Below are 14,289 nucleotides of genomic sequence, written 5' to 3'. Positions count from 1 at the left end.
GTTTTTAATTAATGATTTGAAGAATGTAAACGCTGATGTCGCTTACGCAAAATAAATTCACCAAGGAGCAAAATGCCCATCAGCACATAAGAAATAAAGCCATTATAAATGACCCAAACCTGAGTTGAGGTAAAAAGCACAGTGCTTAAAGCAATCAGTGCATTACAAAAAAAGAAAATACACCAAACTTTGGTGACCTGTCTGGTCCACTGTACGCCAGAAGCAGGTAAATCAGGTTCAACGAGTCGGGCAAAGCGCTCAATCATAGACGGCGGCTTAATGAGTGTCAGCGAAAAAATAATTAATGCGCCTAAACTCATACCCACTGGATATAACTTTAGCCAAGCATGGTCATGTAACAATAAACTTAGACTACCGCAAACGATAGCAAAACCCGTTAATGGCCATAATAACGAGTTGCCTTTGCTAAAAAGTCTGATCACACCCAACCCGATGAGTAAAGCACTCACCCAGACAAATTGGCCGTGACTCAAACTCCAGCCCACAATAAAGGGATACAGCACAAAAAGTGCCGTCATTATCCCTTTAAGAATAAACTTCATTCAGCAGTCATGTTCTGAATAACCGTCACCACATCAAGTACGGTTCTCACATTTTTAAAGTCTTCAGGCTTTACTTGCTTGCCTGTTAACTCTTTAATTTTTACAACTAAATCGACCGCATCAATACTGTCTACATCAAGATCAGAATAAAGGTTCGAATCGAGTTGAACAGTCTCTGGTTCAATCTCAAACAAATCTTCCATCCATTCGCGGAGTTTAGTTAGTACTTGCTCTTGAGATAACATCATCACGCTCCTTATGACTTCTGTTGTGCTTCAACTAAAGCAACCAAGCTCTGGATTGACTTAAAATGCTGTTTGGTTTCATCCGACTCTGCATTTAAATGAATGTTGTAACGCTTTTTCAAAGCCAGTCCCAACTCAAGTGCATCAATCGAGTCTAATCCTAAACCTTCTCCAAATAATGGAGCTTCTGTATCAATATCGGCAATAGTAATATCTTCTAGTGCTAGAACATCAATAATCATTTGCTTTAGTTCATCAGCAAGATTGCTCATTTCAAGATAACTCTTCATCAAAAATTTTATAAAAACTACGACTTAACTGACGAACTTGTTTAGGTCCTACTGTTAAATCATCTAACAGATCTGATACTTGCACAGCATCTAATACCTTGACCTCGATATGAAATGGTTGAGATGGTACGTGGTACCATTTTTCATTCTTGGTTAAAGTTGATGGTGTGCAGGTAATAATTACTGGGCGAATTGGTACATTTGCACGAATGGCAATATTGGCTGCGCCTCGCTGAAACTCGTTGAGGGTCATCCCTTTTTCAGTGCGCGTTCCTTCCGGAAAAATTAAAAGAGAAGCCGCATTATTTTCTTTTAGACGCTTTACACAGTCTTCAACAAACTGCTGAGAACCTGCATTTAAAATATAACCTGCGCTTTGTACGGGTCCTTTGGTAAATGGGTTCGACCAAAGAGACTGCTTCACGACACAATTAGCCTGCTGCATCATACCAATTAGTACTACAACATCAATCAAAGTCGGATGATTGGCAATCACCAGCTCTTGGCGACTATTTTGTAGTTTTTCCAGCCCCTCTACCGAATAAGTCATGATGCCGAGTTTGACCATCATATCGGTAAAGCCTTTAAAACTATGTTTAATCACATTTTGCGCACGTTGCTGCCGCTTTTGCGGATCAGAAGTGGTTGCATTGAGTACGGGTGCAATCACTGAGGCGATTGCCATACCACCCACCCCAAAACTGGCAAAACTAAAGCCAGTGGCAGCTACACGCCAGCAATAATTACTTTTTTGCTTGAGATTTTTAAGATTTAGCATTTGTTCCACCCAAATGCAGATGTTAACTGGTCAGCATCCTGCCAAAAATGAGCAAAAGCAGGAGCATCTGCTTCATCTGTATGCGTCCACGCAGTAATTTGTAAATTAGGTTGCTCTAGAGTAACGACAGCAGCCATCGCATAGGCAGGAAAATTGATTGCCTCAGCATAAATATTAGGTAATGGCTCATCATAAACGACGACTAAAACCCGCTTAATCTCAGGCATTGACTTTAAAAGTGCATAAGCCTCAATCAAACCTTCAGTCCATGAACAGCTTAAGCTTGTAGAGGGAGTATCATCCTGACATAAAATTGAATAGAGACCAGAAATTGCATTATGAACAGACGTTGAAAATTGTGTTGGCGATGGAGTTTGATCATTTAAAACGTCTTGCAAGATATTTAATGTTTTGGCCTCATCACCATATTTTGATACCCAAACAATATAATCGGCCTTATTACCTTCTAATGCGCCGATCGCACTATTTAAAGCAAGTTTAGCCAATGGTGATAAACGTCTACGCTGCATAGCTGGGATGCAGTCGAGAGCCGCATAGGAAGGCTGAGCATGTGTAAATATAAGCTGAGCAAGATGTAATGTTACCATGCTAAAAAATGAACCCTAAGCCGCGTTATTCTGTCGAAATATAAATTATTTTATAAAGATGCTGATTATAGCATTCGTTATAAAATTTACAAAAAATTACGTTTATCACTCACACTTTTTCATAACTCTTCGGAGTAGCTCATTTATTTGCAAAAAAAACCCAAAGAAAACTTTGGGTTTTTGAACAGTAAAAAACTTAACGGTTAAATTTTTTCTCTGCTTTCTTAAATTTCTGAATATAGCGACGGCGACGTGCAGCAGTACGTTCATCCACCTGACTCTTACGACCTTCAAACGGGTTTTCAGAAGTTTTAAAGTCAATACGAACTGGCGTACCTTCAAGTTTATATACTTTACGGAACACGTTTTCTAAATAACGGCGATAATCGGCAGGTGTCTTATCAACCTTATTACCATGGATCACAATAGTCGGTGGGTTCTGTCCACCCATATGCGCATAACGCATTTTAATACGACGACCGCTAATCATTGGCGGTTGATGAGCTTCTGTCGCATCACTCAAAATTTGAGTCAATTTAGCTGGTGATACTTTTAAGTTCGCAGACTCATAAGCACGGTGGATAGAAGGATATAAATCACCCACCCCAGTTCCATGTAAAGCAGAAATTAAATGGATTTTTGCCCATGGAATAAAGTCAAAACGACGTTCAACATCAAGCTTACACTGCTTGCGGTCGTATTCAGACATGTTATCCCATTTGTTGATGGCAATAACCATGGCACGACCAGCTTCAAGCGCATAGCCAATTAAATGCAAGTCTTGCTCAACAATACCTTCACGCGCATCGACTACAACCACTACAACATGTGCATCTTTCATTGCTTGCAAAGTTTTAACAATTGAGAACTTCTCAATCATTTCATCAACTTTACCTTTACGACGCACACCTGCTGTATCAATTAAGGTGTATTTACGGCCTTCACGCTCAAAAGGAATGTAAATCGAGTCACGAGTTGTACCTGGTTGGTCAAATGCCACCACACGGTCTTCACCAAGCAAACGGTTGACCAGTGTTGACTTACCAACGTTAGGACGACCAATAATTGCTAAACGTAAGCCAGTATCTTTGTCATGTTCTTCAGGATTTTCATCTTCTGGAACTTCCGCAAGTACATCTTCCAGCATTTGCTGTACACCACGACCATGGCTAGCGGCAACTTGTAATGGTTCACCCATACCAAGTTTGTAGAATTCAACCAAAGCTGCTTCGGCATGGACACCATCTACCTTGTTCGCAACAAGATAAATTTTCTTACCTAAAGTACGTAGTTCACGAGCAATTTGCTCATCAGAAGCTAACAATCCCGCACGAGCATCAACCACAAAAATAATAATATCTGCTTCGTTGATCGCTGTTTTTGACTGCTCGGCCATGTAGTTATCAATACCGCCTTCGCTCTCACCGATACCACCAGTATCAACAACAATGAAAGACTTATTTTGATAAGTCGCATCACCATATTTACGGTCACGAGTCAGACCCGCGAAGTCGGCTACAAGTGCATCACGACTCTTGGTAATCTGGTTAAATAACGTTGATTTTCCGACATTCGGACGACCAATGAGCGCAATAACGGGTTTCATACAATAACCTTAATTCAAGACCAGCCATATCTCATGGCATGAGCATTAGAAACAATACAGGAGATATATTTTAAGGTCAGATATGACCATAATAAAAGACGGGGCTTTGAACTGATTTAATTCAAACACCCCGATATTTTTTTAACAGCGTAATTTGTTAAGCGGCTATTTTAGCACAAGCAAACGAAATTAACGATTCTGCCAAATACTTAAATCGCCTTTTCTGGTCGAAACGTAAAGTTGGTTCTCAATAACACGTAATGTATTGACCTCACCACTTGTTTTTGAACGACCAATCAACTTACCTGTTGCAGGATCAACAAGATGTAATACGCCATCTAAATCACCCACAATAAGGTCCGATCCCAACACAACAGGGTTACTTAAATGACGGTTTAATAAACTATCATTTTGCCAAACTTGTTCGCCTGTCGTTAAATCATAAGCAGTTAACTTACCATCAGTTGATGAAACAAATACTTTATTGTCATAAACTTCTGGATGCTTCGTGCTGCTTGAGTCTTCACTCCAAACTACACGTTGCGAAGCTAGATCAGTTACAGTCACTTGCCCTTGGAAACTAGTCGTTACCATAAACTGTCCAGCAACAGTAGGATCACCATCGATATCAATCAAACGTTGAATATCAGAACGGCCTTCACTTACTGCAACACGGCGTTGGAAACGTGGAATACCACTAATCGTATCAATTGCATAAACATACGCATTCGCAGATGCGATTAATACGGTACGCGGATCAAGACTCACCGGTGACGCCTGACCACGTAAACTAAATTGGACATTTGGTAATTTATAAGCCCAAACTTGCTGGCCTGAAGCAGCATCATGCGCAAATACAGTACCGTCGTTTGCAATGGTAATCACGCGTCCAGACTGAACTAAAGAAGGACTTAATAGCGCACCAGATAACTGCGCAGTCCACTTTTGTTCACCTGTTGCCTGATCTAAAGCAAAAAGTTGACCTTTACTATTACCAACAACAACAATTCCTTCAGCAGCTTCAACACCAGAGCTTAAGCCTAATTTGCTGACTTTTTTCTCCCAAATGCGTTCCTTGCCACGATATGCAGCGACCTCACCTTTTGGGTCAAGCGTAAAGACCACGCCCTCACTTGCGTCAAGCTGCAAACGTAACGGATCTGCCTTATCAGTAGAAGAAACACTGCGCGAAAACACGGGTACTAGAGTCTTTTTCGACTCAGTCAATTTGGGTAGTGGATTTGGTTTTGCTTCTTTTACTTTGTTGCTAGAACATCCCACCAGTACAGCTGATGCGATTGCAATTGCCAAAGGCAGTTTGAATTTCTGATTCATTAAGACTCTTCCACCTGTGTTTCCAAAATTGGGCGCTCAATCTGTGGATCTTCAACTAAAACGCCAACACTTTCGAGTTTAATTTGTAAAATTTGTCGTTCTTGTTTACGTTCCAGTAACGAATCCCATGCTGCCTGATACGCTTTTTTAGCAGAATCAATATCTTTCTTGGCAACAAAGATATCACCACGTAACTCTTCTACTGTTGCTTTAAATGCAGGATCGACGTTACCAGACAAGGTTTTTAGTGCTTCATCATATTTGTTTTGCGCCAATTGTGCATCTGCTAAACGCAATTTTACAACCTGAATCAAACCTTCATCTTTTACTTTTGAATTTTCGACTTTCTTCAATGCTTTTTCAGCAGCGGCATAATCCTGTTTTTCATAGGCTAATTTTGCTAATACAAACTGAGTCTGTATGGCCTGAACAGAATCGATATCATCTTTTACGATTTTATCTGCCGATGCAGTGACCGAAGTTAAAGCATTAGGATTATCAGCACTTGCATTTGCTTCATCCATTAACTGCTGTACTTTTGCAGTTTCTGTCTGGCTGCTCGCAAGATTTCTTTTTTGCCAATATTCCCACCCAAAAAAGGCAATCAATGCAATGAGAATCCCGCTAATCATGGCAGAACCATATTTTTTGGCGAACGACTTTAAGCTGTCGAATTGTTCTTCATCACTTACACTCATGTGATTGTCCTTTTCCAGATGTTTCAGTTTATTTTGTAAATTTTTCGATTAAGAATGGTACAAGCTCAGCCAGCGCAACTTGAGATTGCTCAGCTGTTGCTAACTCTTTGATAGCAAGCTGCTGTGCTTCCCATTCACGCTCACCTAAAATCATGGCGTAAACAGCCCCAGCCTGATCAGCTTTTTTCATCTGACTCTTCATGCTGCCTTGTGAACCTGTTTTGATTCGAATACTGCTATTTGCAGCTTCTAACTGGTCACGTAATTGCTCCGCTAAAATCAAAGCTTTGGTTTGATAAGCAGGTTCTGCAACCAAGAAGACTTCACAATCACGTATAACTTGAGCCTGTTCAACTTGCTCAACCAGAAGCAATAATCGCTCCATCCCCATCCCAAAGCCAACAGCAGGTACAGATTGATCCGGCTTACCTTTTAGCTGACCAACAAGACCATCATAACGACCACCGCCACACACAGTACCTTGCGAACCAAGTGCAGTTGTTGTCCATTCAAAAACAGTTTTGTTGTAATAGTCCAGACCACGCACCAATTTTTGATTAATGACAAATTTAACACCCGCAGCAGTCAAATAATCTTGTAATTGTTGGAAGTGACTTAAACTATCTTCTTTTAAAAAGTCATACAATTTCGGCGCATTTTCTAGAATTTTCTGAGTCGATTCAATCTTAGAATCTAAAATACGTAATGGATTTGTTGTTAAACGACGCTGTGAGTCTTCATCCAACGCATCTTTATGCTCATTTAAAAACGCAACTAAAGCATTACGGTATTCTGTACGCTCATCTTTTTCACCCAAAGTATTCAACTCAAGTTGAACCATGTGATCAACGCCCATACGTTTCCATAAGCGAGCTGTCATCAAGATAACTTCAGCTTCAATATCAGGAGTCGCAACACCGAAAGTTTCTACACCAAATTGGTGGAACTGACGATAACGTCCTTTTTGTGGCTTCTCATAACGGAACATAGGTCCCATATACCACACGCGTGGCGTAGCACCGCGCAACAAATTATGTTCAACCAATGCACGAACACAACCTGCTGTACCTTCCGGACGTAAGGTTAATGACTCTGGTGGATTACCTTTGTCGAAAAAGGTATACATTTCTTTTTCAACAATATCGGTAGCATCACCAATAGCACGTTTAAACAAGCCCGTTTGTTCAACGATCGGCAAACGAATTTGTTGATATCCATAAGCATCCATTAAAGATGCTAAATGTTGCTCGAGACGTCTCCACGCTACTGTTTGCGTTGGCAAGATGTCATTAAAACCTTTGATTGCGACGATTGAACTCATGATGAACTACGAATAATTTCTTTAGATTTAGCTTCTTCAAGCTCTTGGACACGTTGACGAACCATAGTTTCGATTTCATCAACCAATTGATCGGTATCGATTAAATGGCTTTTTTCACCATTACGATAAACCAATGAGCGAGGCGCTGCCCCGACAACCCCGATATCAGCTTCTTTTGCTTCACCCGGGCCGTTTACTTTACAGCCAATTACCGACACATCCATTGGAGTACGAATATCTTCTAAACGCTCTTCCAACGCTTGCATTACCTGAATAACATTAAATTCTTGGCGAGAACAACTTGGGCAAGCAATAAAGTTAATACCGTTAGAGCGAAGCCCTAGCGATTTTAAAATATCAAAACCAATTTTGATTTCATCTTCCGGTTCGGCGGCAAGCGAAATACGCATCGTATCGCCAATGCCTTCCATCAACAATCCGCCAAGGGCAATCGCTGACTTCACGGTACCTGTACGGTAAATACCAGCTTCAGTCACACCTAAATGTAATGGATTATCAATTTGCTTTGAGAGTAAACGATAAGCATCCATGGTTAAAAACACATTTGATGCTTTTACGCTGACTTTAAATTCATGGAAGTTGAGACGATCTAAAATATCAATATGACGTAGTGCTGATTCGAGCAGCGCCTCACCTGTAGGCTCGCCATATTTCTTTTGTAAATCTTTTTCTAAAGAACCCGCATTGACCCCAATACGCATAGAAATGCCATGATGACGCGCCGCAGCAACCACTTCACGCACTTTCTGATCTGAGCCAATATTACCTGGGTTAATACGTAAACAGTCTGCGCCATAATCTGCAACAGCTAGAGCAATTCTATGGTCAAAGTGGATATCTGCAACCAAAGGTACTGAAACACGCTTACGAATTGCACCAAATGCCTCAGCAGCCTCCATAGATGGGACCGAAACACGCATAATATCAGCACCTGCATCAACGCAACGCTCAATTTGAGCAACGGTTGCATCGACATCGCAAGTTTCGGTATTTGTCATACTTTGCACACTAATAGGTGCATCGCCACCGACATATACCGAACCAACACGGATTTTACGTGTTGGTCGACGTTTAATTGGGTTCTCTATCATTGTATCGCTCAACTCATGGTATTAGCGGGATAAACGGAATTCTGCTTTACCGTTTACCGTATATGGAGACAATGAAATCTGTTCTTGGTTTAGACTTAATGACACAGCCGTTGCATCATCAAGACGAATCTGAAATGGAGACTCACCATTTAAACTTAAAGTTGATGACTGACGACCTGTCGCCAAAACTTTACCTGTTGCATCAACAATATGAACAGAAGTTGGTCGGTTAAAGTTTAGCACCAATTGGTCACCCACTGTTGAGGTGGTAGCTCCTTGCATAGGTAAAACTTCAACATTCGATTGATTTACTTTAGGTAAATCAGCATCTTCTTTCTTTGAAGTCCATTTTTGGACACCCATAACAAGCAATGACACAACAGCAAGAATTACAACAGCAAGAAGTGCGCGCTTTAACCATTTCTTATTACGATCACTATTAGAACCCGGGAGTTTACCCATGATTTTAATTGGTGAATTATTTAAGGCATGATTTGGTAACAGCCCAGTATCATTTGCATAAATCTCATCGAAACGCTGAATAATTGCGGTCGCGTCCGTATTTAAATATTTTGCATATGAACGGTAATAACCCTTAATGAAAGTCGCTTCCGGCAATGATTTATAGTCATCTTGCTCTAAAGCGGTCAAGGTCTTAACCGGCATATTTAAATCTGAAGAAACTTGCCCTAACTCTTTATTCTGAGCAACTCGAATTTGACGTAAATACTCACCAGGACGTTGAATATTTCCTAAAGCAGAAGTCGGTAAGCTTGAGCCAGTTGGCTGCTGTGAATTAGGATTTATTTCCATACGGCCTCAGTACTATACTGTAATTGCAAATAACGTTGATATTCTGGACTTTCCGGGAACAAGGCACGTAACTGGTTTACTAACACTTGCATTCCCATTTTATCCGCATTGGCTCGAGCCACTCTTACACCAATCCAAAGTGCTCTTGCACCCTGATTTTTCTGCCCCACTGTACGAACATATTGCTCATACATTTGTGTAGCAGCCGGAATCTGCTGCTGCAAATAAAAAATTTCCGCTAACTCTAACATTGAAATATAAGAGTCGCGGTTAGTAAGGAGTGCTTGTTTGAATGTTTTTTCAGCATTCGCAACATCACCCAATTTTAAATAAATACGCCCCAGATTTTCTAATGCCTGATAGCGTTGGTCATAACCTAATGTTGCGCCAGCAATACGAAATTGCTCAACAGCCTCATTATAACGCTCCATTTGATATAAATAAGTACCATAATTATTATGTGCTTGAGCATTATCCGGTTCAGATGAAATTGCTCGTTTAAAATAATGTTCTGCTTTTTCTAAATTGGGTTTGCTACCTTCTTGCTGTAGCAAAATACCCATCATCATATTTGCAGTAGCATCGCGGCTATCTACACTTAAAGCTTGATCAAGAGCTCGCTTTGCTGAGTCCAAGTCACCCGAACGGATATGTTCAGCAGCAAGTTGTGTACGCACCTTTACCGCTTTCTCTGGGTCTTTTTTTTGCGTATGCGTTGTCTGGCAACCACTTGCCAGAAATGCAACTGCAATCCCCATACATAAGACCGTTTTTAACTTTGGAATACTCAAAGCCTGCCCTCAATTTATCCTTGTGTACGCAAAATCTCTTGACGCTGTGTGACTTTTTTCTGCCACTGTTCTGCACGGCGGGTTCTGTCAGCCACCTGACCCACTAACTGTCCACATGCAGCATCAATATCATCACCACGTGTTTGACGAATCGTACACACAAATCCCGCATCAGACAAAGTTTTTTGGAACGAGATAATACGATTTCTGCTTGAGCGACCATATGGTGCATGCGGGAACGGGTTAAATGGAATCAAGTTAATTTTACTTGGTAAATTTTTTAATAATTTAATCATTTGCTGTGCATGTTCAGGCTGATCATTTACGCCTTCTAACATCACATATTCAATCGTTACATGTTTACGCGTACTTTCATTACCATCTTTGGCAATATAACGCTGACATGCTGCAATTAACTGAGCCAATGGATATTTTTTATTAATTGGCACAAGCTCATTACGTAATTCATCGTTTGGCGCATGTAAAGAAATAGCTAAAGCGACATCAATGTCTTTTGCAAGCTGGTCAATTTTCGGTACAACACCCGATGTCGATAAAGTCACACGACGTTTTGACATGCCATAAGCAAAGTCATCAAGCATAATCTGCATTGAGCTTAATACAGCATCATAGTTGAGTAATGGCTCACCCATGCCCATCATCACGACATTGGTCACTGAACGCTCACGCTCAGCAACAGGCACTTCTTCCATATAAGAATAGTTTGCCATCCAGAGTTGCCCAATAATTTCATCTGGCGTTAAATCACGTTGGAAACCTTGTTTGCCTGTTGAACAAAATGAGCAATCTAATGCACAGCCAACTTGAGAGGAAATACAAAGTGTTTTACGTAATCCAGTTTTATCTTCGGCAGGAATTAATACAGTTTCAACCAAAGAACCTGCACCCTCACCTACGCGAAACACCCACTTACGTGTACCATCTTTTGAATAATGACGATGAACCACTTCAGGTGCTTTAATTTCACAAATCTGCTCAAGCTTCGCACGTAGTTTGCCTGAAATATTGGTCATTTCAGCAAAGTCAGTAACAAAGTATTGATGTATCCATTTCATGACCTGTCCGGCACGAAACTTCTTCTCACCAATATCTTCAAAGAATTTTTCTAACTCAGGACGAGACATGCCGAGTAAATTCACTTTATTTTCGGCAGCAGGGATTACCGGCGTGGACGAAGATTGCTGCTGTCCATCAAGATTTTCAGATGAAACGACCACTGCAGAGCTCATGTGTATTTACCTAAACCATGTCAAAAAAACTGAAGATATTGTTCAAGAATCAAACAATATTCTCTTAAGAGAATAAAAAAACCAGATAAGTAGTATACCACTTATCTGGTTTGAATGCTTTCGATTAACGAGTGCGTGGGCAGATCTCGTTGTCAGCAAAGAAGTAAGCAATTTCACGCTCTGCAGAAGCAACTGAGTCAGAACCGTGAGCAGCGTTTTCGTCGATGCTTACAGCGAAGTCAGCACGGATAGTACCAGGAGCAGCTTCTTTAGGGTTTGTAGCACCTAAGATTTCACGGTGTGCAAGAACTGCGTTTTCACCTTCAAGAACAGATACTACAACTGGACCAGAAGTCATGAATGCAACTAAGTCACCAAAGAAACCACGTTCTTTATGCTCAGCATAGAAACCTTCAGCATCAGCTTGAGAAAGGTGTTTCATTTTAGTCGCAACAATTTTTAAACCCGCTTTTTCAAAACGAGCAAAAATTTCACCGATGTGGTTTTTAGACACTGCATCAGGTTTTACGATAGACAAAGTACGTTCAATAGCCATGAGTGGCTCCTTTATTTTAAGATTTAAACTTTAAAAAATTTGCCGCATTATACCGATGTCATAGGCAATAATCAGCTTTGAATGTGTAAAAGTTGCGATTTTTTCTACTGTTTTTAGCGAACTTCATCTATCCAGGCCATTTGAATGCCTTCTAGCAATCCTTCTGTCGATTTATTTGGGTCATCGCTGAAGTCTGGCAATGCGCACACCCATGCATGTAAATCTGTAAAACGGATCCATTGCGGATCAACTTCTGGATGTGCTTCTGACAATTCAATGGCAATATCAATCGTATCTGTCCAACGTAAGCCCATAGCGGCTCCTATCTGTTTAATCTGCTAAATCACGAACTGTGTACTTTAGCAAATCCACAAACCTAATCGATAGCTTAAGCTGATAAAAATTACCGATGCTTATAAAGCGATGTTCAATAATGGCGCCACAAAAATAATCGTAGCCGCGACCGCTGCACCAATTAGCGCACCAACAATCACATCACTTGGATAATGAAGACCCAGTACCATACGAGACAAAGCGACAAGCACCATGAAAGGAAACATCGCCGCAAGCAGAACTGGCTGAATGTAACCCAATACAATTGTCACCATGACCGCATGAAGTGTGTGGCCTGATGGAAAACTAAAATGATCAAGCGGTCTTTCACCGAGCACAATCACCTGATGCACCTGATAAGGACGTGGCCGCGTGGTTTTATGTTTTAAAAATTTATAAATTGCTGTGCCGACAGAACCACCTAATAACAAGTAGATGATTTGCAAACTATAGGTAATGCCTTGCATACCCCACACGATTGCCAGCATTAGATACCAAAACGGACCATCACCAACACGACTGATAATTTTGAAAAAAAGGGCAACACGCTGTGAGTGAGAGAAATTGTTCAGATATAAACAGCCTCTCAAGTCTAAATCGAGTATTTTTATTTTTGCATTCTTAAATTTCATGGTCATTCTCCTATCTTAGGATACTTAGGTGAAGTCCAACGAGGGCTCCTTCACTACCTGATAAAATGCCTGCTCCAATTGCTGAACCGGAAGTTGCCAACCGCTTTGCTGTACTTTATGACAGGCTTGTACGCCCATTTCTCTAAGTTGTTGTACCGAAGGAAGCTGATAAATTTGTTGTATAAAGTGGTTTTTTTGTCCAAGTGGGCTTAACCAGCCATTCACACCATGTGTTAAGTATTGATGTGCACATGCATAATCATACGCTATAACTGGTAAACCGCTTGCCATTGCCTCTAAAACTACGTTACCAAACGTTTCAACTTGACTCGCAAATACGAATACATCTGCACTCGCATAGGCAGCAGCCAAATCTTGACCTCTCAGACTTCCGGTAAAGATAACACCCTTCGCTTCAGGTAGTGACTTTAAACGAGCAAAATCTGGGCCATCTCCCACAATTACTAATTTAGTTTTATTTGGCTGAATGGTTTGGTTCGCATAACTATCAATGAGGACTTGCACTTCTTTTTCAGGAGACAAACGCCCCACATAAAGCATAACGCGAGTATTCTCATCAGCATCCCATTGTTTTCGCAAATTTTCAGAGCGATGCTTCGGTGAAAATCTTGTTGTATCTACGCCACGCCCAACGACAACCAGTGGACAAGTAATACCGAAACCTCGTAATGCTTCTTGAGTATCTTTACTCGGCACACAAGTTACTTGAGTGTTATTGTGAAACCAGCACAGATATTTTTGAATCGGTTTGACTAAAAAAGCCAAATCGAAGAATCGACTAAAGTCTTGAAATGGTGAATGAAAGCCACTAGAAACTGGAATAGCTTTTGCCTTAGCAGCTTGCATGGCAGTTAAACCTAATGGCCCTTCAGTCACAATGTGCACGACATCTGGGACAAACTTTTCAAAAGCTTTCGATACTTTTAAATATTGTGGCCAACCAAATTGTAAAGTTGGATATTTTGGAATCGCCTGCGACATCACCAGACATTCTTGCTCTGGTGTAAAGTCATGGCATTTTGCTTTTTGCTCTGGGCGAATCAGTAAAAGCTTATGCCCCTGTTTTTGTAAACCTTGGCATAACTGTAATAATGATAGTGCCACACCATTGATTTCGGGTGGCCAAGTTTCCGTCACAATCGCAATTTTTAAACGTGGGCGCACCAAATCATGCAATGAATGTGCATTAGATAGCTGCTGCTTTTGTTTAAAAAAGAATTGGAAGCTTTCAGGAAGTTGCTGTTGTTTTAATAGTGCTGTCGCGTATGAACTTTGCATAGCGCCATCCATCAATGTATTTATTTTCATGCTTAAAGATTAAGCAGTTTTTTTGACAT

At 40.7% G+C, this 14,289-nt stretch carries 17 protein-coding genes; all 17 read right to left on the bottom strand.

The features are described from left to right. Positions 1-8: 8 nt before the first annotated feature. The 17 genes from RMA94_RS04145 to RMA94_RS04065 all read right to left on the bottom strand — a co-directional run bounded on the left by RMA94_RS04145 (position 9) and on the right by RMA94_RS04065 (position 14,242). Complete coding sequence (locus tag RMA94_RS04145; protein ID WP_311081947.1) at positions 9-563, bottom strand: septation protein IspZ; 555 nt, start codon at positions 561-563, stop codon at positions 9-11. After that, the gene (locus tag RMA94_RS04140) at positions 560-814 is read right to left on the bottom strand and encodes an acyl carrier protein (protein WP_001987856.1); all 255 of its coding nucleotides are present in this window, start codon (positions 812-814) and stop codon (positions 560-562) included. Before RMA94_RS04140 ends, RMA94_RS04145 begins: the two co-directional genes overlap by 4 nt. A 5-nt stretch (positions 815-819) precedes the next feature. Then, complete coding sequence (locus RMA94_RS04135; RefSeq protein ID WP_000067033.1) at positions 820-1,080, bottom strand: phosphopantetheine-binding protein; 261 nt, start codon at positions 1,078-1,080, stop codon at positions 820-822. A 1-nt stretch (position 1,081) separates the two neighbouring features. Then, on the bottom strand, positions 1,082-1,885 hold the full coding sequence (locus RMA94_RS04130) for a 1-acyl-sn-glycerol-3-phosphate acyltransferase (protein WP_080759742.1): 804 nt from the start codon (positions 1,883-1,885) through the stop codon (positions 1,082-1,084). Then, positions 1,870-2,484, bottom strand: a complete 615-nt coding sequence (locus RMA94_RS04125; RefSeq protein WP_039764391.1) for a beta-ketoacyl synthase chain length factor — start codon at positions 2,482-2,484, stop codon at positions 1,870-1,872. Before RMA94_RS04125 ends, RMA94_RS04130 begins: the two co-directional genes overlap by 16 nt. Before the next feature lie 196 nt (positions 2,485-2,680). Further along, the gene (gene der, locus RMA94_RS04120; RefSeq protein ID WP_005066184.1) at positions 2,681-4,090 is read right to left on the bottom strand and encodes a ribosome biogenesis GTPase Der; all 1,410 of its coding nucleotides are present in this window, start codon (positions 4,088-4,090) and stop codon (positions 2,681-2,683) included. A gap of 189 nt (positions 4,091-4,279) precedes the next feature. After that, positions 4,280-5,425, bottom strand: coding sequence for an outer membrane protein assembly factor BamB (gene bamB, locus RMA94_RS04115; RefSeq protein WP_311081946.1), 1,146 nt, complete (start codon positions 5,423-5,425; stop codon positions 4,280-4,282). Beyond that, positions 5,425-6,123 (bottom strand): tetratricopeptide repeat protein, encoded by a 699-nt coding sequence (locus RMA94_RS04110; RefSeq protein ID WP_017398816.1) that lies wholly within the window; start codon positions 6,121-6,123, stop codon positions 5,425-5,427. The genes bamB and RMA94_RS04110 overlap by 1 nt, the downstream gene beginning before the upstream one ends. Positions 6,124-6,151: 28 nt before the next feature. After that, complete coding sequence (gene hisS, locus RMA94_RS04105) at positions 6,152-7,444, bottom strand: histidine--tRNA ligase (protein ID WP_068565135.1); 1,293 nt, start codon at positions 7,442-7,444, stop codon at positions 6,152-6,154. Further along, positions 7,441-8,556 (bottom strand): flavodoxin-dependent (E)-4-hydroxy-3-methylbut-2-enyl-diphosphate synthase, encoded by a 1,116-nt coding sequence (ispG, locus tag RMA94_RS04100; RefSeq protein ID WP_002115078.1) that lies wholly within the window; start codon positions 8,554-8,556, stop codon positions 7,441-7,443. Before ispG ends, hisS begins: the two co-directional genes overlap by 4 nt. A gap of 21 nt (positions 8,557-8,577) precedes the next feature. Next, positions 8,578-9,369 (bottom strand): RodZ domain-containing protein, encoded by a 792-nt coding sequence (locus tag RMA94_RS04095; protein WP_033849429.1) that lies wholly within the window; start codon positions 9,367-9,369, stop codon positions 8,578-8,580. Further along, entirely contained in the window at positions 9,360-10,160 is an 801-nt protein-coding gene (gene pilW / locus RMA94_RS04090) for a type IV pilus biogenesis/stability protein PilW (RefSeq protein ID WP_311081945.1), read from the bottom strand. Before pilW ends, RMA94_RS04095 begins: the two co-directional genes overlap by 10 nt. Before the next feature lie 14 nt (positions 10,161-10,174). Continuing rightward, positions 10,175-11,410, bottom strand: a complete 1,236-nt coding sequence (gene rlmN, locus RMA94_RS04085) for a 23S rRNA (adenine(2503)-C(2))-methyltransferase RlmN (RefSeq protein WP_002115097.1) — start codon at positions 11,408-11,410, stop codon at positions 10,175-10,177. A 124-nt stretch (positions 11,411-11,534) separates the two neighbouring features. Continuing rightward, positions 11,535-11,966: a nucleoside-diphosphate kinase gene (gene ndk, locus RMA94_RS04080; protein ID WP_000963851.1), complete on the bottom strand. Its 432-nt coding sequence runs from the start codon at positions 11,964-11,966 to the stop codon at positions 11,535-11,537. Between the two features lie 113 nt (positions 11,967-12,079). Continuing rightward, positions 12,080-12,280: a Fe-S cluster assembly protein IscX gene (iscX, locus tag RMA94_RS04075; RefSeq protein WP_004698764.1), complete on the bottom strand. Its 201-nt coding sequence runs from the start codon at positions 12,278-12,280 to the stop codon at positions 12,080-12,082. Positions 12,281-12,379: 99 nt separating this feature from the next. Further along, on the bottom strand, positions 12,380-12,931 hold the full coding sequence (locus RMA94_RS04070; RefSeq protein ID WP_017482038.1) for a phosphatase PAP2 family protein: 552 nt from the start codon (positions 12,929-12,931) through the stop codon (positions 12,380-12,382). 24 nt (positions 12,932-12,955) lie between these two features. Continuing rightward, positions 12,956-14,242 carry a glycosyltransferase family 1 protein gene (locus tag RMA94_RS04065; RefSeq protein ID WP_311082008.1) on the bottom strand — a complete coding sequence of 429 codons (1,287 nt, stop codon included), beginning with the start codon at positions 14,240-14,242 and terminating at the stop codon, positions 12,956-12,958. Between the last annotated feature and the right edge of the window lie 47 nt (positions 14,243-14,289).

This window comes from Acinetobacter sp. V115_6 (genome assembly GCF_031799025.1).
GTDB lineage: Bacteria > Pseudomonadota > Gammaproteobacteria > Pseudomonadales > Moraxellaceae > Acinetobacter > Acinetobacter pittii.
Note: the sequence above shows the minus strand (reverse complement) of the source record. Positions and strands in the feature narration are given on the sequence as shown.